Here is a 21039-nt window from a genome sequence, read left to right on the forward strand (position 1 = left end):
GGCTCAGTCGCCGAGGAACTGGCGCAGGGCCGCCAGGAACGTCTCCGGCTTCTCGGAGTGGACCCAGTGGCCGGCGCCCTTGATGGTCACCTTGCGGTAGCGCGGGAACCATTCCTTCATCGCCGGCGCGTACTCGTCGGCGACATAGTTCGACAGCTCGCCGGCCAGCCACAGCACGGGCCCGTCGTAGGGGTCGTATGCCTTCAGCTCCTCGGCAGGCCAGGCGCCGATGCGGTCGAGGTCACGGCCGAGTACGTCCAGGTTCATCGCCCAGCGCCAGCCCTCGCCGTCGCGGCGCAGGTTCTGCAGCAGGAAGCCGCGGATCGTCGGGTCCGGGACCGCCTCCTGCATCCCCGCGTCCGCCTCCTCGCGCCGGGTGATGCGGCTCAGGTCGAGGCCCTGCATCGCCTCGACGTACGTCTTGAAGCCGCCGACGCGCTCGTAGACGACCGGCGACATGTCGGCCACGACCAGCTTCGCGACCAGCTCGGGGCGGGTGATCGCGAGCAGCATCGCCACCTTGCCGCCCATCGAGTGACCGACCACGGTCGCAGGGTCGTCGGCCCCGTCATCAGCAGAGAGCAGCTCGGCGACGGCGGCGGTCACGTCGAGGTAGCCGAAGGTGTCGGGCTGCGGCGATCGGCCGTGGTGGGGCAGGTCGACCAGCGTCACCCGGTGCTTGTCGGCCAGCTGCTTGCCGAGGGTGTTCCAGTTGCGTCCCTGGCCGAAGAGCCCGTGCAGGAAGACGACGCGGCTGCCGGTCTCGCCGAGCTCGAGCGTGTGCAGGTCAGTCACAAGCGAGGATCGTACGTGCGCTGTCGACTTGCTCAGAAGTCGAAGCCGTCGAACATGTCCCCGAGGCCCTCGCCGAAGCCGCCGATCGCCTCGCCCATGCCCTCGCCGATCTCACCGATCGCCTCGAAGCCACCGAACGCGCCGAACATCATGCCCGCGAACATCCAGTCCATCGGCCCGAAGGAGCCGAAGTAGCCACGGGCGTAGGGCTGGTAGGCCGGGCCGCCCTGCCAGTAGGGCACTCGCTCGTTGCCCACCATCACCTTGCGGCTGTCCGGCTCGGCACCGGCCCGGATCCGCTCGAGGTCGAGCGCGCAGGCGGGTACGTCACGGGGCACGCCACCTGGGGGCGCCCACTCCACGTCCTCGACCGAGAGCCCGTGGCGGGGGTCGAAGAAGCACGGCGGGCGGCGCTTCGGCAGCGGCTCGCCGGCGACCCGCGCCTTCACGCACGCGATCGCGTAGCGGCCGTCCTCGACGATCGTGGTGATCTGCTTGACGTCGTCAGGCGAGGTCATCTTGTCGACGGTGCGCTTGGCGGTCTCGTACTCGTCCAGCGCCCGCTGGTAGTCGGCGTTGGCGCCCTCGTCGAGCTCCTTGCCGGCCATGTCGAGGTCGAGCTTCTGCAGCTCCTCACCGAAGGCGGTGACGTCCTCGAAGGCGAGCTGCTTGACCGGCTCGAGCTCGGCGCGCTGCTTTTCCAGCGCTCGCGCCTGCGAGCGCCTGCTGGTCACGACCACGGTCCCGATCACCGCGACGACGATGAGAAGTGCGATCAGAAGTCCCACGTCATTCAGCGTACTGCCACGGTGGTCGGGACCGTCCCGCTCAGGAGTAGTCGCGGAAACCCTTGCCGGTCTTGCGACCGAGGTAGCCCGCAGTGACCAGGTGCTCCAGCAGCGGCGCGGGCGCGAAGCCCGGCTCGCGGAACTCGAGGTAGAGCTCGCGCTCGATGGCGAGCGAGACGTCGTTGCCGACCACGTCGAGCAGCTCGAAGGGGCCCATCGGCAGCGCACAGCCGAGCTTCATCGCGGTGTCGATGTCGTCGGCGGTGGCGTAGTGGGCCTCGAGCATCTTGACCGCGTCGTTGAGGTAGGGGAACAGCAGCGCGTTGACGATGAAGCCGGCGCGGTCGCCGCACGAGACCGGCGACTTGCCGACCTTCGCGCACAGCGCCCGGACGGTCTCGGAGACCTCCTCGGCCGTGGTGACCGTGGAGACGACCTCGACCAGCTTCATCACCGGAGCCGGGTTGAAGAAGTGCATCCCGACGACGTCGGCTGGCCGCTTCGTCACCCTGGCCAGCTCGATGACCGGCAGGCTCGAGGTCGTGGTCGCCAGGATCGCGCCCGGCTTGCAGATGTCGTCGAGGTTCTCGAAGAGCGTGGTCTTGATGGCCAGGTCCTCGGCGATGGCCTCCACCACGATGTCGACGTCGGCCAGGTCGTCCAGCGCGGTCGTGCCGGTGAGCCGGCCGAGGATCTCGGGCTTCTCCGACTCGTCCAGCTTGCCCCGGCCGATCGCCTTGTCGAGGCTCTTGGTGATGCGTTCGCCGACCTTGGCCACCTTGTCGGGGCTACGCCCCACGTACGTCACGTCGTAGCCACCCTTGGCGAACACCTCGACGATCCCGGAGGCCATCGTCCCGGTCCCGACCACGCCGACCTTGGCGATGTCACGCCGCAGCTCGTGGGTGGCGTCGGCGCTCGGGGTGAGCGCGTCCGGCACCACGACGGGCGAGTCGGCGGCCTCGTAGGTGTAGAAGCCACGACCCGACTTCCGCCCGAGCATCCCGGCGGTGACCATCTGCTTGAGGATGGGCGCGGGGGCGTGCAGGCGGTCGCGGCCCTGGCGGTACATCGTGTCGAGGATCTCGTAGGAGGTGTCCAGACCGATCAGGTCCAGCAGCGCCAGCGGGCCCATCGGGTAGCCGCAGCCCAGCCGCATCGCGGTGTCGATGTCCTCGCGGGTGGCGTAGTGGCCCTCGAACATCGAGACCGCGTGGTTGAGGTAGCCGAAGAGCAGCGCGTTGGCGATGAACCCGGCGCGGTCACCGCAGACCACCGGCGACTTGCCGAGCTTGCCGACGACCTCGCGGGCGTCCTCGAGCACGTCGGGCTCGGTCACCACGGTGCGTACGATCTCGACGAACTTCTGCACCGGGGCCGGGTTGAAGAAGTGCACGCCGACGACGCGGCCGGGGTGCTTGGACGCGGTCGAGATCTCGGTCACCGACAGCGAGGACGTGTTGGTCGCCAGGATCGTCTCGGGAGCGACGATCTCGTCGAGGGTGGCGAGGATCGACTTCTTCAGCTCCAGCGACTCCACGACCGCCTCGACGACCATGTCGACGTCCTTGAGCGCCGTCGCGTCGGTGGCGAAGGAGATCCGGCCGAGCAGCGCCTCCTGCTCCTCCTCGCTGAGCTTGCCGCGCTTCACCGCGCGGCCGGTCGAGTGCGCCAGGTGCGCCTTGCCGCGCTCGAGGCCCTCCTCGTCCCGCTCCACCCCGACGACGGTGAACCCGTTGCGGGCGAACACCTCCGCGATCCCGGCCCCCATGGTGCCGAGGCCGACGACTCCGACTGTCTCGATCGTGCGCTCACTCATGCCCGCATCCTGCCACGGTGTGATGCCAGGCACGCCAGGACGCCGCTAGATTCAGGCCCCGTGACCGAACAGACCCAGGCGGCCGAGACCGTCGAGGCCGAACGCATCGAGGCCGAGCGGATCATCCCCGCCTCCCCCACCGACATCTTCGCCGTTCTCGTCGACCCGGACGGCCATGTCGCCATCGACGCCTCCGGCATGCTCCAGTCCGCGGAGGGAGCCCCGGTCGCCGCGGTCGGCGACCGGTTCGTCGTCCACATGGACCGCGAGGCCCTCGGCGACTACCCGATGGGCAGGTACGACGTCACCGTGATCATCACAGGCCTCGAACCCGGCCGGTCGATCGAGTGGACCATCGACGGCACCATCAAGCCGCCGATCGGTCACCGCTTCGGCTACCAGCTCGAGCAGCTCGACTCCGGAGACACCCGAGTCACCTCCTACTGCGACTGGTCCACCGCCCTCCCCGAGTGGAAGCCGATCTTCCCGGTCATCGACCAGAAGTCGATTCGGGCCACCCTGGGAATCCTGGAACGAGCCGTACGCCGCGGCTACCCCAGACCCTGACCGAGCCTCGGCGCCGCCGGCCGAATCCTCAGAAGATGCAGCCGAGTCTGCAGTTGTGGGTGACGAAACTGCCCTTTCGTTCGCCACAACTGCAGACTCGGCCGCCAGAAGTGAGGATTCGGCTGTCAGTAGGTGTGGAAGCCCTCGCCGGTCTTGCGGCCGAGCTTGCCTTCCTGGACCTTCTGGACCAGGAGGGCGGCGGGGTCGAAGCCGGGCTCGCCGAACTCGTTGCGGAGCTCGGACTGGATGGCCAGGGAGACGTCGTTGCCGACGACGTCGAGGAGCTCGAAGGGCCCCATCGGGAACCCGGCGGTCTCCTTGATCGCGGCGTCGATCTCGTCCATCGCGACGCCGGACTCGTGCAGCTTGACGGCGTCGTTGAGGTAGGGGAACAGCAGCGCGTTGACGATGAAGCCTGAGCGGTCGCCGCAGGAGACCGGGACCTTCTCGACCGCCGTGGACAGCGCGCGGACGGTCTCGTCGACCTCGGCCGAGGTGAGGTCGGTGGTGACCACCTCGACGAGCTTCATGACCGGCGCCGGGTTGAAGAAGTGCATCCCGATGACGTCGCCGGGGCGCGAGGTGACCTTGGCCAGCTCGGTGATCGGCATCGAGCTGGTGGTCGTGGCGAGGATGGCACCCGCCTTGGCGATGCGGTCGAGGTCGCGGAAGAGCTCGGTCTTGACGTCGAGGTCCTCGGCGATGCCCTCGACGATCAGGTCGGCCCCGGCGAGGTCCTCGCGGGACGTGCTGCCGGTCAGGCGGCCGAGCACGGCGGCCTTGGTCTCCTCGTCCGAGCGGCCCTTGGCGATGGCCTTGTCGAGCGACTTGGTGATCCCGGCGACGACTCCGTCGAGCTTCTCCGGGGAGCGGCCGACGAAGACGACGTCGTAGCCCGCCTGGGCGAAGACCTGGACGATGCCCGAGGCCATGGTGCCGGTGCCGACCACGCCGATCTTCTCGATCGTGTGGCGCAGCTCCGGAGCGCGTACGTGGTCCCCGGCGGCCGAGGCGAACGACCCGGACTCGCCGGCGACCTGGGTGAGCAGGCCGGCCGGCTTGTGCAGGTTGTCGCCGGTCTCCTCGAAGCGGGCGAGCAGCGCGTCGCGTACTGCGGAGGCGCCGATCTCGTCGACCGTGGCCAGCGGTCCCTGGGGGTAGCCGCAGCCGAAGCGCATGGCGTTGTCGATGTCCGTGGCGGTGGCGTAGCCCGACTCAAGCATGCGAATCGCGTGGTTGAGGTAGGGCAGTACGAGCACGTCGTGGATGGAACCCTGGGTCGAAACCGTCATGCGACGGAAGACTGCCAAATTTATTACCCATGAGTAACCCCTGGTGGCGTGACGCTGCTCACATGAGGCCATGCGATACGTTCTCCCGGTGAGACTCGTCGTTGCCACCTGCCAGGTCGACTATGCGGGGCGGCTCACCGCCCACCTCCCGATGGCCACGCGGGTGCTGATGCTCAAGGCCGACGGATCGGTGCTGGTCCACTCCGACGGGGGCTCCTACAAGCCCCTCAACTGGATGTCGCCGCCCTGCACCCTCTCGGAGGGCAAGTCCGACGACGGCCGTATCGAGTGGACGGTCACCTCCAAGACGGATGACACCCTGCGCATCCTGATCGAGGAGATCCACCACGAGTCCTCCCACGACCTCGGCGTCGACCCCGGCCTGCAGAAGGACGGCGTCGAGAAGCACCTCCAGGAGCTCCTCGCCGACCACCCGGCGACACTGGGCGAGGGTCTGACCCTCGTACGCCGCGAGTACCCGACCGCGATCGGACCGGTCGACCTGATGTGCCGCGACGCCGACGGGAAGTCGGTCGCCGTCGAGATCAAACGACGCGGCGAGATCGACGGCGTCGAGCAGCTGACCCGCTATCTCGAGCTGCTCAACCGCGACCCTCTTCTCGCGCCGGTACGGGGCATCTTCGCCGCTCAGGCCATCAAACCGCAGGCCCGCGTGCTCGCCGAGGACCGCGGGATCACCTGCACGATCGTCGACTACGACGCCCTGCGCGGCCTCGACGACCCCACCGAGAGACTCTTCTGACCAACAGTTGGTGCACGGTCGGGCAAGTTCACGTCGGCGAAACACCATTCCATACGTTTCGCATGGAACTGCGTGACAAGATTCACGCCATGTCCATGAACTACTCGGGGCATGGCGTTGGGGGCCGCCTGTCCGTGAGCGACGTCGAGGCGATCATGATCGATCTCCTGACGATGCAGCAGATGCACACGGCGGAGTTCCACGCGATCAAGGGCCGGATGGAGCGCACCGACGCCGCGATCGACAGCGTCAACGCGCGCCTGGACAGCGTGGAGCGCCGGCTGGACGACCTGCTGATCTCGATGAGTCAGCTGCTCAACTGGATCAACCCCCGCTGACCCCTACTCCACGGTGATCGGCTCGCCGCCGGAGACGAGGCGCCAGTCGACCGACGCGAAGGCGGCCGGGTCGATGACCTGGTGGGCGGTGACCCAGTCGATGAGCAGCTGCCGGATCTCGACCTGCTGGTTGTAGACCACGGTGGCGTCGGTGACGTGCGGGAAGCCGCCGCCACCGGACTGGCGGTAGTTGTTGACCGCGAGCACGAACTCCTGCGCGTCGGTGACCGCGACGCCGCCGTAGGCGAGCCCGGTGATCCGCGAACCGACCGGGACCGAGATGTCGATGTCGTAGGTCAGCGCCGCGTCGAGCCCGGCGATGGTGTCGAAGTTGTAGTCGGGGGTGCCGTTGGGCGCGGTGTCGGTCGGCGCGTTGGTCACCTGGTCGATCGGGAACGGGCCGGTGCCGCTGACCTGCTTGAAGTAGCGGGCGGTGAACTCGAGGTAGTCCTTGAGCTGGGCGCCGGTGATGCGCACCGCCATCAGGGTGTTGTCGTAGATGTAGAGACCGGCGACGTCGCGTACGGTCACCTCGCCCGCGGGGAAGGCCGCGGCGCGGCTGAACGGGGCCGCGATCGAGAGGACCGGAAGCTCCGCGTCGGAGCCGGTCAGTGCCGCCTTGACGGCGTCGGCCTGGACGAAGTTGACGAAGTCGATGATCGGTACGTCCTCCACCACCGCCCGCGCTGCGCGCATCTCCACCGCGGAGGTGCCGATGACGGAGTTGACGTAGGAGACAACCACGTCGTGCTGCTCCTGCACGGCGGCGGAGACCTCCGGGTCGGCGTCGACGGTGTTGGAGTTGAGCGTCTGCGAGGTCGCCGACTCCAGGACCCAGCGGGGCCGGCCGTGGCGCTTCTCGCGGCGTACGACCAGGTCCATCACGGAGACGCGCATGCCCCAGTAGAGCGGCTCGGTCAGCAGCACCTGCTTGCCGGTCTCGGTGTTGGTGACGTAGCGCTGGGTGATCTCGCGGTGGGCGTGGCCGACGAGGATGGCGTCGATGTCGGGGACCTGCTCGGCGACCAGGGTGGAGGCGTTCTCCGGCGGCAGCTCGTCGCCGTAGGAGCTGGAGGTGTCGGCGCCGGAGTGGGCGCTGACGATGACCAGGTCGCAGCCGGCCTTCTTGAGCTCGGGCACGAAGATCTTGGCCTGCTCGACCAGGCCGGGGAACTCCATCCGCCCCTCGACGTTGGCCTTGTCCCAGATCGCGATGCCGGGGTTGGTCAGACCGAGCACGCCGACCCGGAGGCGGCGGCCGCGACCGAGGTCGTAGTCCTTGATGACGTAGGGCGGGAAGACCGGCAGCTTCGTCGACGGGTCGACCGCGTTGGCGCCGAGCATCGGGAAGTTCACCTGCTCCTCGAACTTCCGGATGGTGTCGATGCCGTAGTTGAACTCGTGGTTGCCGAGCGCCGCGGCGTCGTAGCCGACCAGGTTCATCGCGCGCGCCATCGGGTGGATCGCGCCTTCGGTGATCGGGTCGATCCGGGCGTAGTAGTAGGCCAGCGGGGTGCCCTGGATGGTGTCGCCGGCGTCGATGGTGAGGATCGGCTCGCCGCGACGCTCCTCGCGCACCGCGTCGATCAGCGTCTTGACCTTGGCGACGCCGATCTCGTTGCCGGCGCTGTTGGAGAACACGGCGTTCTTGTAGTAGTCCCAGTTGAAGACGCTGCCGTGCAGGTCGGTCGTGCCGAGCACGGTCAGCCGGACCGTGTCAGGCTTCCCCGCATGCGCCGGAGAGGCGGTGTAGCCGGCAGCGCTCAGCGCCGCGGCGCCCGTGACTGCGCCGGACAGGACAGAGCGGCGGGTGGCGTGAGGCATCGGTAACGTCCTTGCACGAGTAGGTAATCGGCTGCAAGGCAATTCCTACCACCCGGGCGATGGATCGGCCGCCCAATTTCCGTACTTGCTCGAGGACCGGAACCGACACGTCCGTCAGACTGCGCGGAGCCGGTGCCGCTCGTCGTAGACCACCAGCGCCTCCAAGCGCTCCGCGGTCACCTGGTCGAGCTGGAAGAGGTGCCAGCGCTCCTGGGAGTCCATCCGCAGCGTGCGCGCGACCGCCTCCAGCACCTGGACCGACGCATTGATGTCGCGGCCCTGCTCCAGCCAGGTGTACCAGGTGACACCGACCCCGGCGAGCATCGCGACCTCCTCCCGCCTCGACCCCGGCGTACGTCGCCGGCCGCCGCCGGGCAGCCCGACGTCCTCCGGGGTGATCCGTTCACGGCGCGCGCGCAGGAAGGCGGCGAGCTCTGCTCGTCCGGCGGCGCTGGTGGCCATGGGTCCTATGGTCACCCCGCGGTACGCCGATGGCCAGCGGTCAGCCGGGCACCAGTGATACCTGGATAACCAGGCACTCACCACCGGGATAGCACCACCCTCAGGGTGAAGACGGCTCTCGCCGCTGCACTGTGCGCGGTCGCGGTGCCAGTCATCTCCTTCGTATCGGTCACCGTCGCCCTCGGCGAGATCGGTGCCGAGCTGCATGCCTCACCGGGCGTCCTCCAGCTGGTCGTCGCGGCGTACGGGGTCGTCTACGCCTCCCTCGTCGTCATCGGCGGACGGCTCGGGGACTCGCACGGCCGCCGTCGGATGCTGTCGATCGGGCTGGTGCTCTTCGCCGTCACCGGGCTGCTCTGCGCCGTCGCCCAGAGCTCCGAGGTGCTGATCGGGGCCAGGCTGCTGCAAGGCGCGACCGCCGCCCTCGTCGCCCCACAGGTGCTGGCCAGCATCCATGCGAACACCGACGGCCACCACCGGGTGCGCGCGATGGCGCTCTTCGGCGCGACCGCCGGGGTGGCCTTCTCCGTGGCGTTCCTCGCGGGCGGCATCCTCACCGACTCCTCGCTCGGCTGGCGCTCTCTCTTCTGGGTGACGTCCGCGCTGGTCGCCGTCGTCATCGTCGTCGTGCTGCGCTACCTGCCGGAGTCGAAGGCCCCGACACCGAGCCGGCTCGACATCGGAGGTGCCGCGCTGCTGGGCATCCTGATGACCCTGCTGGTCCTTCCTCTCACCGAGGGGCGTGCCCTGGGCTGGCCGGCCTGGACCTGGGTCTGCCTCGCCGGCACACCCGTGGCGGCAGCGGCGTTCGTGTGGTGGCAGGCCAGGCTCGAGCGCCGCGCGTCGATCCCGCTGGTTCCGCTCTCCCTCTTCAGGTTCCGCAGCGTCTCCGCCGGTCTGGGCATCGGACTGCCGATGTACGTCGCCTTCAGCGGCTTCACGTTCGTCTTCTCCATCACCGCGGCGACCCGAGGGCTCTCGGCGGTCGAGATCGGGACCAGCATGCTGCCCCTCGGGCTGGCGTTCCTCTGGCGCTCGGGTCCGCGCTCGTCGGCGCCCTCTACCTCGGCTGGGACGGCGATTTCGCGCGGACCGGATACGTGCTCGCGGTCGCGATGCTGGCGGTCGGCGGTCTCACTCTCACGCTGCCGCGACAGACGGCTGGCTGAGCGGGCTCAGGCGGCGAGGTGCTTCTTCTTGACCGGCTTGCCGTCGAGGGTCACCAGACGGCGCTTCTTGACCGTCATCCCCTCGGGCAGGGTGCCTTCCTTGAGCATGCGGATCGGACACCGCTTGCAGCGCGACTTCGACACGCAGCACTCCGTCTTGGGAGGCTTCCTCTTCTTGCCCACGCCCGAAGGGTAACAGGAGGGTTAGGTGAGCCTTACTTCGTCGGTACGGCCACGATGAAGTCGCCGTCGGCCCGCTCCCCCGCCGCGTCGGAGGTGCGGTTGAGCAGGGTGCCGCCGCTCGCCATGGCGGTCGAGCCGCCACCGTCGAGGTTCATCGCGTCCTCCGCGCCCAGGCTCTTCATCAGCTTGGCCTCCTCCGCGAGCGTGAGGCCCTCGGAGACGCCGGGCTGGCGGCCGTCGACGGTCACGAGCAGGAGCCGGCCGCGGCGGTCGATGCCCGCCATCGTCCGCGGCTGTCGGATCTCCGCCCACGCGTAGTTGAAGGACAGGTCGGCGGGGTCGATGACACCCTCCTCGGCGGCGTCGATGTCGGTGCGACCGTCGGTGACCAGGTTGGGCGCGGCGCTGACGATCGAGGTGTCCGGTGTCAGCGGTACGCGGTGGCCGTCGGCGTCGCGTACGGACTCGGCGACGGGCAGCGAGCTCCCGACGCGCGCACGGGCGGCAAGCCACTCACCGGCGCCTCCGATGCCCTGGATCACGCTCCCGCCGTCGGGGACCGTGCCACCCCGCGCGCCCACCGCGGTGACCACGTCGTCTTCGTCGAGGACGACCTGGGTGCCCTCGCCGGTCGGCAGCTCCGTACCGAGCCGCGGCGTGAAGAGCACGAGCTCCGACTCGGTCCGGCAGGTGACGTCCTGACGGGGCTCCGTGGTGGGCGTGGCCCCCGGGCGGCCGCAGTTGCGGATCACGCCGGGCTTGCGGTTGATCCCGTTGACCGGATGTACGGACCCGCCGCTGCGTACGTCGACCTTCGCCGTCAGGCGCGTGATCCGCGCCGGCCCGTTCCCGAGCACGATGCCCGTCCGCGACCCGGCGTCCATCGCCTCGAGCCGCCCGTCGTACGCCGCGATCCCCGCGGGAGCGCCCTGGTAGCCGTCCGCGTCCGCGGTGATGAAGAACCCGCCGTTGACCGCCACGGTCGCACCCAGCTCGCCGCTCACGTCCGACAGCCTCTGCCGCTGGGCGACGACGCCGTGGTGGGTGCCGTAGACCTCGCCGTCGAAGGCTCGCTGGTCGATGACCGCGACGTGGATCCGCTCGGCGTCAGCGGGGGTGTCGACGTCGTAGCCGGTCCAGGCGGCGACCGCGGTCGAGAAGCCCTGCGCCTTGAGCGCGGTCACCGCCGCTCCCGCCTCGGCCTGCGACGCGTACTCCCCCGTCCGCACGCGCACGCCCTGCAGCCCGCTCGGGGTGTCGGAGTAGTCCGGCCAGGGGATGTCGTCGAGCCGCGGCTCGTGGCCAGCCGCGCGGAGCCGGTCAGCGGTCTCCTCCGCCCACGCACGCGGTCCCACACCGGCCGCGGCGGGGCGACCCGTGATCGAGCTGGTCACCGGGTGCTGGACGGTGACGGTCCAGAAGGGCTCGCTGTCGGGGTCGTCGAGCACCCCGGTACGCAGCGTGACCCCGTCCGCGAGGGACCGCGACGTCCACTGGATCTCGTCGGTCCAGGCGTCGGTGGGCGCACTGGCAGACGCCCCGGCGTGGGCGGCTCCCGGGACGACGGCGACGACGGCGGCCAGCGCGACACCGCTGGCGAGAAGGCGAGCAGACTTCGGCATGGGCGCGAGGCTAGGAGCACCCGCTGAACCACCGTTGAACGCCGTACGTCAACGCCGCGTCGGTTGCCCGGAGACGAGTGCCGCGACCTCGGTGGCACAGCCCCAGCTCAGCGTCACCCCGGCACCGCCGTGGCCGTAGCAGTGCACGATCCGGCCCTCGCGCTCCAGCCGGACCGAGGGGCGGGCCGGCCGGAGGCCGACCTTGTGGGCTCTGACCTCGGCGTCGGCGATCTCCGGCATCGCGGCGGTGGCGTCGGCCAGGATCCGCTCGGCCGTACGTGGATCCGGGGTCTCGTCCCACACGTGCGGCACCGACGTACCTCCGACCACGGTGTCGCCTCCGCGTGGGAAGACGTAGGAGGGAGCATCGCCCTCGGCCTCCAGCCACTCCTCGGTAGCGCCCGGCGCGAGGACGACGATCTGGCCCTGGACCGGGTAGAGGCTGGTGTCGCCGACCAGCTCCCGTGCGCCGAGGCCGGTCGCGTTGACCACGACGTCGGCGTCCAGGCTCTCCAGGTCGTCGACGGTGCCGGTCGAGATGGTCCCACCGGCCTCGGTGACCTGCCGCTCGAGCCAGGGCAGGTAGACCGGCATCTCGGCGATGGGGACGGTGAACTCGGCGCGGCCGTCGCTGACGGCCAGGTCGGTGAGCGGCGCGGCCCACCACAGGTCGGCCTCGGGGTTGTGCTGGGTGCCGTGCACCATGCGTACCCCTGCCTCCGGCTCCTCCTGGGCCAGCCGGGCGAGCTCGAGGAAGGTCTCCGCCGCCCAGGTCATCACCCGCTCGCGTGGCTCGGCCAGGTAGGGGAACCAGAACCCGCCGGCCACCGCCGACGTCGTCCCGGTCGTCCGCTCCCGGCCGATCACGCTCACCTCGTGACCGGCCTCCAGCAACCGCACCGCGCACGAGAGCCCGATGACTCCGGCTCCGACCACCGTTACCCGCATGCGCGCAGGCTACTCGCCGCGCCTGTAACACGTCGTTCGTAGGACTCTGTGGTCGTCTGGAACGACCGGACAGTCCTACGAACGACGTGTTACACGATGCGCTGGCCGGCCGAGCTCACCGCTCCTCGGCCAGACGGCGACCCAGGACCGGGACGACGATGACGGCAGCGACGACATGCAGCGCCATCAGCACGACCGCGCTGGCGGCATCGAAGCCGAAGGTGACATCGGGGACAAGCGAGGCGATGGTCAGCACGACGCAGGTGACCACGAACGTACGCCGCGGGCGGCGCGCGACGCGGGCCATCACGGCGGCCATCGCGACGCCGACGAGCGAGAAGATGGCGGTCAGCTGGGCGAAGCCGAGGATCGGGATCGGCCCCGAGGCGGTCTCGAAGCTCACCCCGGCCGCCGAGGCCGCGACGGCGAGGACGGTGACGACCGCGCTCGCGGTGGCCGTGGCAGCGAGGCCGTGGAGCCAGACCGGCTTGCGGGCGGCGGCGCGACCAGCGCGGGCGGAGTAGGCGGTCGGCTGGGCGGTGGTGATCGTGGACATCGTGTTCTCCCGTGACGTGGTGGGAGGCTCCGTACGCCTCCCTCTGCCCAGTCCACGAACGAGAGCAGCGCAGATCGACACGTCCCCCGAATGTTTTTCCGGGGGACGTGTCGACGCAGACTCAGGAGAGGTCGTTGGCCTTGCGGATGACCTCGACGATGTCGGCCATGATCTCGGTCAGGCTGAAGTCCTTGGGCGTGTAGACCGCCGCGACGCCGGACGCGATCAGGGCCTTGGCGTCGGACTCGGGCACGATGCCGCCCACGATGACGGGTACGTCGCCGAGACCCGCCTCGCGCAGCCCGTCCACCACCGACGGCACCAGCGACATGTGGGATCCGGAGAGGATCGACAGCCCGACCACGTGTACGTCCTCGGCGACCGCCGCGGAGACGATCTGCTCCGGGGTGAGCCGGATGCCCTGGTAGATCACCTCGAAACCGGCGTCACGGGCCCGCACCGCGACCTGCTCGGCGCCGTTGGAGTGACCGTCCAGACCCGGCTTGCCGACGAGCATGCGCAGCTTGACGCCGAGCTCCTCGCCGGTGGCCTTGACTCGCTCCCGGACCGCGGCGAGCTCGGCACCGGCCTCGGCGGCACCGACGGCGCCGGAGACACCGGTGGGCGCCCGGAACTCGCCGAACACCTCACGCAGGGTGCCGGCCCACTCCCCCGTGGTCGCGCCCGCACGGGCGGCGGCCAGGGTGGCCTCCATCAGGTTGGCGTCGGTCTTCGCGGCGGCAGCCAGCGCGGCCAGCGCCTCGGCGACGGCGGCATCGTCACGCTCGGCCTTCCACGCCTCGAGGGAGGCCTTGGCAGCCTCCTCGGCGCGCGGGTCGGCGACCATGATCGCGGCGTCCAGGTCAGCGGTGAGCGGCGAGGGCTCGGTCGTCGTGAACTTGTTGACGCCGACGATGATCTCGTCGCCGGCCTCGATGGCGGCTCGACGGCGCGCGTGCGAGGAGACCAGCTCGGACTTCATGTAGCCGCTGTCGACCGCGGCGATCGCGCCGCCCATGGCCTGGACCCGGTCGATCTCCTCCTTGGCGCCCGCGACGAGCTCGGCCACCTTGGCCTCGACGACCGGCGAGCCGTCGAAGAGGTCGTCGTACTCGAGCAGGTCGGACTCGTAGGCCAGCACCTGCTGCAGACGCAGCGACCACTGCTGGTCCCAGGGACGCGGCAGGCCGAGCGCCTCGTTCCAGGCAGGCAGCTGCACCGCGCGCGCACGCGCGTTCTTGGACAGCGTCACGGCGAGCATCTCGAGCACGATGCGCTGGACGTTGTTCTCCGGCTGCGCCTCGGTCAGGCCGAGGGAGTTGACCTGCACGCCGTAGCGGAACCGGCGCATCTTCGGGTCCTCGACGCCGTAGCGCTCACGGGTGATCTCGTCCCACAGCTCGACGAAGGCGCGCATCTTGCACATCTCCTCGATGAACCGCACGCCCGCGTTGACGAAGAACGAGATCCGGCCGACGACCTTGCCGAAGTCCTCCTCGGAGACCTGCCCGGACGCCTTGACCGCGTCGAGCACCGAGATGGCGGTGCACATCGAGTAGGCGATCTCCTGCACCGGCGTCGCGCCGGCCTCCTGCAGGTGGTAGCTGCAGATGTTGATCGGGTTCCACTTCGGGATCTGGTGGACGGTGTAGGCGATCATGTCGCTGATCAGCCGCAGGGAGTGCTCCGGCGGGAAGACGTACGTCCCCCGGGAGAGGTACTCCTTGATGATGTCGTTCTGCGTGGTGCCGGCCAGCTTGGCGGCCACCTCGGCCGGGTCCATGCCGGGGTTCTGCTCCTCGGCGGCGACCTGATACATCGCGAGCAGCCACATGGCGGTCGCGTTGATCGTCATCGAGGTGTTCATCTCGGTGAGGGGGATCTGGTCGAAGAGCTTGCGCATCTCCCCCATGTGCATGATCGGCACACCCACCTTGCCGACCTCGCCGCGGGCGAGGGCGCTGTCGGGGTCGTAGCCGGTCTGCGTGGGCAGGTCGAAGGCGACCGAGAGGCCGGTCTGGCCCTTGGCGAGGTTGGTCCGGTAGAGCTCGTTGGACGCCTCGGCGGTCGAGTGGCCGGCGTACGTCCGCATCAGCCAGGAGCGATCCTTCGCCGGGCGGCTCTGCTCGGAAGGCGTGGTGTCCGTCATAAGAGGCATGCTAGCCCCTCGGTTACCGATCAGTAACCGGCTCCGGTGTGGAAGATGTCACTCGCCGACCCGCTCTTTACCGACTACGCGATGAGCGGGGAGTTCTCCACCTCGAGGACACGATAGAGCCTGGAGAGGTGGAGCATGCGGCGCACCGCGGGAGTGCAGCCGGTCAGGGTGAGGTGGCGACCCTCCGAGTGCGCCTGCCGGGTCGCGACGGCGAGCAGCTTCAGCGCCGTCACGTCGGCACTGTCCACGCCGGAGACGTCGAGGACGACGTCGCCCTCCACAGAGTCGAGGTGGTCGTAGATGACACTGCGTGCCATCCAGGTGCTGCGTACGTCGAAATCTCCACTCAGCACCAGCGTCGGCCCGTCGATCACGATCTCCATGCCTGCCTCCATCCCCGGGAAGTGGGTTGCCCTACACAGAAGAAGACGCTCCCTCTCGCCCACTATGACGCGCGGCCGCTCGGATTGGTTGCACCTCAAACGCCTCATTCGTCACTTTTGTCACAATTTTCTGTCATTTGACCATACGCAGAGAAGTGGTCCGCCCGCATAGGCTCAGCGCATGGTCAACCTGACGCGCATCTACACCCGCACCGGCGACGCCGGTGAGACCCGGCTCGGCGACATGAGCCTGACCGCCAAGACCGACCTGCGGCTGGAGGCGTACGCGACCACCGACGAGGCCGGGGCCGCGATCGGCGTCGCGCTCGCCCACGGCGGCATCGACGAAGACGTCGTGAAGGTCCTGACGACGATCCAGAACGACCTCTTCGACGTCGGCGCCGACCTGTCGACCCCGGTGGTCCCCGACCCGGAGTATCCGCCGCTGCGAGTCGAGCAGGCCTACATCGACCGACTCGAGGCCTGGTGCGACGAATACAACGAGCCCTTGGAGAAGCTCCGCTCGTTCATCCTCTCCGGCGGCACCGTCGCCGCGGCCCACCTGCACGTGGCCCGCACCGTCGCGCGTCGGGCCGAGCGGGCGGCCTGGGCTGCGTACGCGGTCCACGGGGAGACCATGAACAAGCTCGCGCTGACCTACCTCAACCGCCTCAGCGACCTGCTCTTCATCCTCGCCCGGCACGCCAACCGCGAGCAGGGCGACGTCCTCTGGGTGCCAGGCGGCGAGCGCGGCTAGACGCCGCGCGCGTCCGTAGGGCCACGTGTTACAGCCAGCCGCGGCGGCCCGCCTCGTAGCCGAGCTGGAGGCGGGTGTCGACCTGGGCGCGGTCCATCATCTGGCGCACCCGCCGCTGGACCGTACGCAGCGACAGCCCGAGCTGCGCCCCGATGGAGGCGTCGGTCAGGCCCGCCAGCAGCAGCGAGAGCACCTTGGTGTCCAGCGGCTCGAGCCGGTCGGCGGCCATCTCGACCGTGCCCTCGGGCGTCGCGACGAGCTTCGGAGCCGAGGCCCAGATCAGGTCGAAGAGCGCGATGATCGCGTCGAGGAGCCCGCTGGGGTGGAGCAGCAGCGCGTCCTGGACGGTGTTGCGCTCCCCCGATTCCGACGAGCTCTGCATCAGCGGGATCAGGGCGATCTCCCGGTCGACGATGAAGGCGCGCAACGGCACGGTCGGCACGACCCGCAGCTCGATCCCGATCTCGAGCCCGGAGTCGATGGTCTCGTAGATGCCGGGGGTGTCGAAGACGGAGCGCTCGAGCACGATGTCGTGCCGGACCCCGCGCTCGATCGCGGCCCGCTCGGCCTCGTCGGCGTCCTCCCGGGTGACGACCGCGGCCTGCGGCTTCTGCAGCGCCTGGATGCACTTCTTCGCCGAGTACTGCAGCTGGGCGAACCGCTGGGCGATCGCCTCGGTGCCGTGCACGACGTCGACGACGTCGGCCACGTCCCGGCGAGCGACCGACCCGCGATAGAGGCCGGCGAGCTCGGTCATCTCGACCTGGGCACGCCGCAGCTCGTCCTGGCGCTGGACGAGCAGCGCCCCGAGCGCCACCGCCGGAGGCGAGGCGACGTAGCGGTCCTGCCCGGCCGAGGCCCTCGCGACCAGACCTTTCCCCTCGAGGGCGGCCAGCATTGCGGAGACCGCGTACGTGTCCAGGTCGGCCGCCTCGGCGAGCTCCTCGAGGTTCGCCGACGGGGTGCCGACCAGCTGGCGGTAGACCGTCTCCTCGAGGTTGTCGAGACCGAGAGCATCGAGCATCCGAGAAACCCTTTCGTGGCGGGGGGAAGAACGACGGCCATCATGGCAGATATACGACACGTCACATTCCCGCCAGGGTGGTTCGACTTGCATTCACCGCCGGATTGGCCGAAAGTATTCATCGCCACCTCGGTCCGGATCCCCCCGCTCGGATCGAGGTGGCTTTCCTTTTGCGCGACGATCGGGTCGCGATGACTTCGGATCCGGTTGTCTCGGCACCCTCGACGTACGCGCGGCTATGCAGCCGGATGAATGCACCGGAACCCCGCCATCGTGCGCCGCTGGTCTAGACCACTGCGACCGCATCGAACGAGACGCTGCTCACCACGAGCGTCCACGAAGTCGCAGAACCGCCCTCATCCTGGAAGACTAGGTCGGGTGTCCTCGCTCGAAGCTCTCACGAACGACCTGCTCCGCGAGACCTTCGACCCACAGACCATGGAGCGTGGCGAGGCCTATGCGGCCGAGGGCCGGGTCGGCGAGCCCCAGGTCAGCGAGGTCGGCGGCACGCTGCGTGCGACGGCCGAGGTCTCGGGCACCGGCCCCGCTCCCTATCGCACCACGCTCAGCCTGGCGTCCCGAAACGGTGTCGACCGGGTCACCAGCTCGTGCACCTGCCCCGTCCACAACAGCTGTAAGCACGGTGCCGCCCTCGGCCTCGTCCTCCTCGGCTCTCGGTCCTCGGCCGCGTCGCAGGGATCGTTGTGGGAGACAGAGCTGCGTACGCTGCTGGGCCAGCTCGCCGAGGACAACAAGCCCGAGGACGACCTGCCTGCGCTGGCGCTGGAGATCGACGTGCACAGTCCGCGGTCGGTGGTGGCGGGCGCCCCGACGGTCGAGCTCCGGCCGATGCGGATGGGCAACCGTGAGCGGTGGGCGAAGACGGGCGCCGACTGGGCCAACATCCCCAGCGCACTGCCGGGCAAGGACTTCCCGCGCAGCCAGCTGCTCCCGCTGCAGGAGCTCGCCCGGCAGCTGCGGCCAGACCGGCTGCTCTACGCCCGCGGCTCCTCGCTCAGCCTGGCCGACTTCGGCGAGCACGCGGTCAGCCTGCTCCGCGATGCGATCCGTGGTGGCGTGACCGTGCTCCCCGGCGAGAACGTACGCGGCGTGGTCGTCTTCGACGACCCGCTCTCGCTCGCCGGCGAGCTGCGCCGCGAGGGCGGCGACGCGGTGCTCCGCTTCGGCCTGGCCCACGGCGACCGGGTCTACGCCGGCCCGACCGTGCTCCCGATCGGTCGCCCGACCCGTTCGGTGGGCGTGCTCGACGCCGGGGTGCTCCACCTCGGCGATCTGGCCGGGCCGCTGTCGACGCACGCACAGCGCCTGGTGACGGCCCGGGAGCCGCTGACCGTCCCCGAGGCCGAGATCGGCACGCTGAGCGCCCTGCTGGGCCCGCTGGCCCGTCTGGTGCCGCTGCGCTCGACCGACGACTCCCTCGACATCCCCGAGCCCCCGGCGCCGCGCCTGAGCCTGACGGTCACCTGGCGCAGCTCGACGCATGCCACGCTCGGCTGGACGTGGGCCTACGGCGTACGTCACTACCCGGTGGACTCCCGCGAGGATCTGGGCCTGGTGCGCGATCCGGCCCAGGAGGCCTCTCTGCGGGAGAAGGTCTCGGCCGAGCTGCTCCGCAAGCAGGAGGTACGCGACGGCGACGCGCTCTCGCTCGCCATCCACGATCTCCCGGCGCTGCGCGAGATCGAGGGCGTCGAGGTCACCGAGGTGGAGCGCCCCGACTTCCGCGAGACCGACGAGGACCCGGAGATCTCCTTCGAGGTCACCTCTCCCGAGGGCACCGCCGTGGCCGGGCAGGACTGGCTCGACCTGCAGGTCGTCATCCGGATCGGCGGCGAGGCAGTGCCGCTGCCCGACGTGCTCGCGGCCCTGACCCGTGGCGACGACCACCTGATCCTGCCCAGCGGCACCTACATCACCACCGACCGGCCCGAGCTCGACCGGCTGCGCAACGTCGTCGAGGCCGCCGGTCAGCTCCACGAGCGCACCGGCGACGGACTCGCGGTCGGCAAGCACGACCTCGGCGTGTGGGCCGAGCTCGCCGAGCTGGGCGTCGTCGACCAGCAGGCCGCCGAGTGGGTCCAGCGCGCCCAGGCGCTGCGCGACCTGCGCGAGATCCCGCGGCCCGAGCCCTCCGGGCTGGCGACCGAGCTGCGCCACTACCAGCTCGACGGGTTCCACTGGCTGGCCTTCCTGCACGACCAGGGCCTCGGCGGGATCCTCGCCGACGACATGGGCCTCGGTAAGACGCTCCAGGTCCTGGCCACGATCTCCCACGCCGTGCACGCGCAGCCGGGCCCGCGCGCCCCCTACCTCGTGGTGGCGCCCACCTCCGTCGTACCCGCCTGGGTCCAGGAGGCCCGCCGCCACACCCCCGGCCTCCGGGTGAGCACCGTGAGCAAGCGCGTCGACTCCGTCGCCGAGGCCCGCGAGGACGCCGATGTCGTGGTCACGACCTACGCCATCCTCCGGCTCGAGCAGGACGCCTTCGCCGGCCGCCCCTGGGCCGGCCTCGTCCTCGACGAGGCCCAGCAGGTCAAGAACCACCAGTCCAAGACGTACGCAGCCGCCCGCCGCATCGACGCCCGCTGGCGTCTCGCGGTGACCGGCACGCCGTTCGAGAACCGGCTGATGGAGCTGTGGGCGCTGCTCTCGATCACCGCGCCGGGCCTCTACCCCAGCCCGCGGATGTTCCGCGACACCGTGGTCTCTCCGGTCGAGAAGTCGGGCGACGACAGCGCGCTGCGCCGCTTCCGCACCCGGCTGCGCCCGTTCCTGCTACGGCGTACGAAGGAGCTCGTCGCCGACGACCTGCCGCCCAAGCAGGAACAGGTGCTGGGCGTGGACCTCAACCCGGCCCACCGCAAGATCTACGACGCCCACCTGGCCAAGGAGCGGCAGCGGATCCTGCATCTGCTCGACGACTTCAACGACAACCGGGTCGCGATCCTCAGCGCACTGACCAGGCTGCGCCAGCTCTCCCTCGACCCCGGCCTGGTCGACCCCGAGGACGACCACGTCGGCTCCGCCAAGCTCGACACCCTCGTCGACCACATCGAGGAGCTCGCCGCCGAGGGCCACAAGGCGCTGGTCTTCAGCCAGTTCACCTCGTTCCTCGGCCGCGCGCGCACCCGGCTCGCCGAGGCCGGCATCGACGCCGCTTACCTCGACGGCGCCACCCGCGACCGCGGCGCGGTGATCGAGAGCTTCCGCGACGGCGACGCCCCCGTCTTCCTGATCTCGCTCAAGGCCGGCGGCGTCGGCCTCACCCTGACCGAGGCCGACTACGTCTTCGTGCTCGACCCCTGGTGGAACCCCGCCGCCGAGGCCCAGGCCGTCGACCGTGCCCACCGCATCGGCCAGACCCAGCACGTCATGGTCTACCGGCTCGTCTCGACCGACACGATCGAGGAGAAGGTCATGGAGCTCAAGGAGCGCAAGGCCGAGCTCTTCGCGAAGGTCGTCGACGGCGAGGGCGCCATGGGCTCCACCATCGGCGCCGACGACATCCGGGCCTTGTTCGACTGATCTCGCGGGGCGTCCATCCCGTGTAACACGTCGTTCGTAGGACTG

At 69.8% G+C, this 21039-nt stretch carries 18 protein-coding genes; 6 read left to right on the forward strand and 12 right to left on the reverse strand.

Features of this window, described 5'->3' with window-relative positions:
• Positions 1 to 3 precede the first annotated feature (3 nt).
• The 3 genes from G5C66_RS04815 to G5C66_RS04825 are packed head-to-tail and all read right to left on the reverse strand — an operon-like array spanning position 4 to position 3402.
• Complete coding sequence (locus tag G5C66_RS04815; protein WP_165109822.1) at positions 4 to 795, reverse strand: alpha/beta fold hydrolase; 792 nt, start codon at positions 793 to 795, stop codon at positions 4 to 6.
• Positions 796 to 827: 32 nt separating this feature from the next.
• Positions 828 to 1583, reverse strand: a complete 756-nt coding sequence (locus tag G5C66_RS04820; RefSeq protein WP_165109823.1) for a hypothetical protein — start codon at positions 1581 to 1583, stop codon at positions 828 to 830.
• A 40-nt stretch (positions 1584 to 1623) separates the two neighbouring features.
• On the reverse strand, positions 1624 to 3402 hold the full coding sequence (locus G5C66_RS04825; protein WP_165109824.1) for a 3-hydroxyacyl-CoA dehydrogenase family protein: 1779 nt from the start codon (positions 3400 to 3402) through the stop codon (positions 1624 to 1626).
• 60 nt (positions 3403 to 3462) lie between these two features.
• Between G5C66_RS04825 and G5C66_RS04830 the strand changes: the two genes are divergently transcribed.
• Positions 3463 to 3969 (forward strand): SRPBCC family protein, encoded by a 507-nt coding sequence (locus tag G5C66_RS04830; RefSeq protein ID WP_165109825.1) that lies wholly within the window; start codon positions 3463 to 3465, stop codon positions 3967 to 3969.
• A 125-nt stretch (positions 3970 to 4094) separates the two neighbouring features.
• On the opposite strand, the gene G5C66_RS04835 is transcribed toward G5C66_RS04830, so the two are convergent.
• A complete protein-coding gene (locus G5C66_RS04835; RefSeq protein ID WP_206443728.1) occupies positions 4095 to 5261 on the reverse strand; it encodes a 3-hydroxyacyl-CoA dehydrogenase family protein in 1167 nt (388 codons plus the stop codon).
• A gap of 88 nt (positions 5262 to 5349) precedes the next feature.
• Between G5C66_RS04835 and nucS the strand changes: the two genes are divergently transcribed.
• Both nucS and G5C66_RS04845 read left to right on the forward strand, forming a co-directional pair.
• Positions 5350 to 6024: an endonuclease NucS gene (nucS, locus tag G5C66_RS04840; protein WP_338144066.1), complete on the forward strand. Its 675-nt coding sequence runs from the start codon at positions 5350 to 5352 to the stop codon at positions 6022 to 6024.
• Positions 6025 to 6086: 62 nt separating this feature from the next.
• Complete coding sequence (locus tag G5C66_RS04845) at positions 6087 to 6362, forward strand: hypothetical protein (RefSeq protein ID WP_008362168.1); 276 nt, start codon at positions 6087 to 6089, stop codon at positions 6360 to 6362.
• A 3-nt stretch (positions 6363 to 6365) separates the two neighbouring features.
• Here the strand turns inward: G5C66_RS04845 and G5C66_RS04850 are convergent, their stop codons facing one another.
• Both G5C66_RS04850 and G5C66_RS04855 read right to left on the reverse strand, forming a co-directional pair.
• On the reverse strand, positions 6366 to 8186 hold the full coding sequence (locus tag G5C66_RS04850) for a bifunctional metallophosphatase/5'-nucleotidase (RefSeq protein WP_165109827.1): 1821 nt from the start codon (positions 8184 to 8186) through the stop codon (positions 6366 to 6368).
• Between the two features lie 114 nt (positions 8187 to 8300).
• Entirely contained in the window at positions 8301 to 8648 is a 348-nt protein-coding gene (locus tag G5C66_RS04855) for a helix-turn-helix domain-containing protein (RefSeq protein WP_338144067.1), read from the reverse strand.
• A gap of 105 nt (positions 8649 to 8753) precedes the next feature.
• Here G5C66_RS04855 and G5C66_RS04860 point away from each other — a divergent pair, with 105 nt between their 5' ends.
• The gene (locus G5C66_RS04860; RefSeq protein ID WP_165109828.1) at positions 8754 to 10013 is read left to right on the forward strand and encodes an MFS transporter; all 1260 of its coding nucleotides are present in this window, start codon (positions 8754 to 8756) and stop codon (positions 10011 to 10013) included.
• A gap of 19 nt (positions 10014 to 10032) precedes the next feature.
• Here the strand turns inward: G5C66_RS04860 and G5C66_RS04865 are convergent, their stop codons facing one another.
• The 5 genes from G5C66_RS04865 to G5C66_RS04885 all read right to left on the reverse strand — a co-directional run bounded on the left by G5C66_RS04865 (position 10033) and on the right by G5C66_RS04885 (position 15667).
• Complete coding sequence (locus tag G5C66_RS04865) at positions 10033 to 11622, reverse strand: phosphodiester glycosidase family protein (protein ID WP_165109829.1); 1590 nt, start codon at positions 11620 to 11622, stop codon at positions 10033 to 10035.
• A 48-nt stretch (positions 11623 to 11670) separates the two neighbouring features.
• The gene (locus G5C66_RS04870) at positions 11671 to 12570 is read right to left on the reverse strand and encodes an NAD(P)/FAD-dependent oxidoreductase (RefSeq protein ID WP_165109830.1); all 900 of its coding nucleotides are present in this window, start codon (positions 12568 to 12570) and stop codon (positions 11671 to 11673) included.
• A gap of 115 nt (positions 12571 to 12685) precedes the next feature.
• Entirely contained in the window at positions 12686 to 13126 is a 441-nt protein-coding gene (locus G5C66_RS04875; protein WP_241248237.1) for a DUF6069 family protein, read from the reverse strand.
• A gap of 121 nt (positions 13127 to 13247) precedes the next feature.
• Entirely contained in the window at positions 13248 to 15275 is a 2028-nt protein-coding gene (locus G5C66_RS04880) for a protein meaA (RefSeq protein ID WP_165109832.1), read from the reverse strand.
• An 83-nt stretch (positions 15276 to 15358) separates the two neighbouring features.
• Entirely contained in the window at positions 15359 to 15667 is a 309-nt protein-coding gene (locus G5C66_RS04885; RefSeq protein ID WP_241248238.1) for an STAS domain-containing protein, read from the reverse strand.
• Positions 15668 to 15848: 181 nt separating this feature from the next.
• On the opposite strand from G5C66_RS04885, the gene G5C66_RS04890 reads away from it, so the two are divergent.
• Complete coding sequence (locus tag G5C66_RS04890) at positions 15849 to 16424, forward strand: cob(I)yrinic acid a,c-diamide adenosyltransferase (protein ID WP_165109834.1); 576 nt, start codon at positions 15849 to 15851, stop codon at positions 16422 to 16424.
• Between the two features lie 28 nt (positions 16425 to 16452).
• Here the strand turns inward: G5C66_RS04890 and G5C66_RS04895 are convergent, their stop codons facing one another.
• Positions 16453 to 17448 (reverse strand): helix-turn-helix domain-containing protein, encoded by a 996-nt coding sequence (locus G5C66_RS04895; RefSeq protein WP_165109835.1) that lies wholly within the window; start codon positions 17446 to 17448, stop codon positions 16453 to 16455.
• A gap of 378 nt (positions 17449 to 17826) precedes the next feature.
• On the opposite strand from G5C66_RS04895, the gene G5C66_RS26385 reads away from it, so the two are divergent.
• A complete protein-coding gene (locus G5C66_RS26385; protein ID WP_165109836.1) occupies positions 17827 to 20994 on the forward strand; it encodes an SNF2-related protein in 3168 nt (1055 codons plus the stop codon).
• Positions 20995 to 21039 lie beyond the last annotated feature (45 nt).

It is taken from the genome of Nocardioides turkmenicus (assembly GCF_011045035.1).
Classification (GTDB): domain Bacteria; phylum Actinomycetota; class Actinomycetes; order Propionibacteriales; family Nocardioidaceae; genus Nocardioides; species Nocardioides turkmenicus.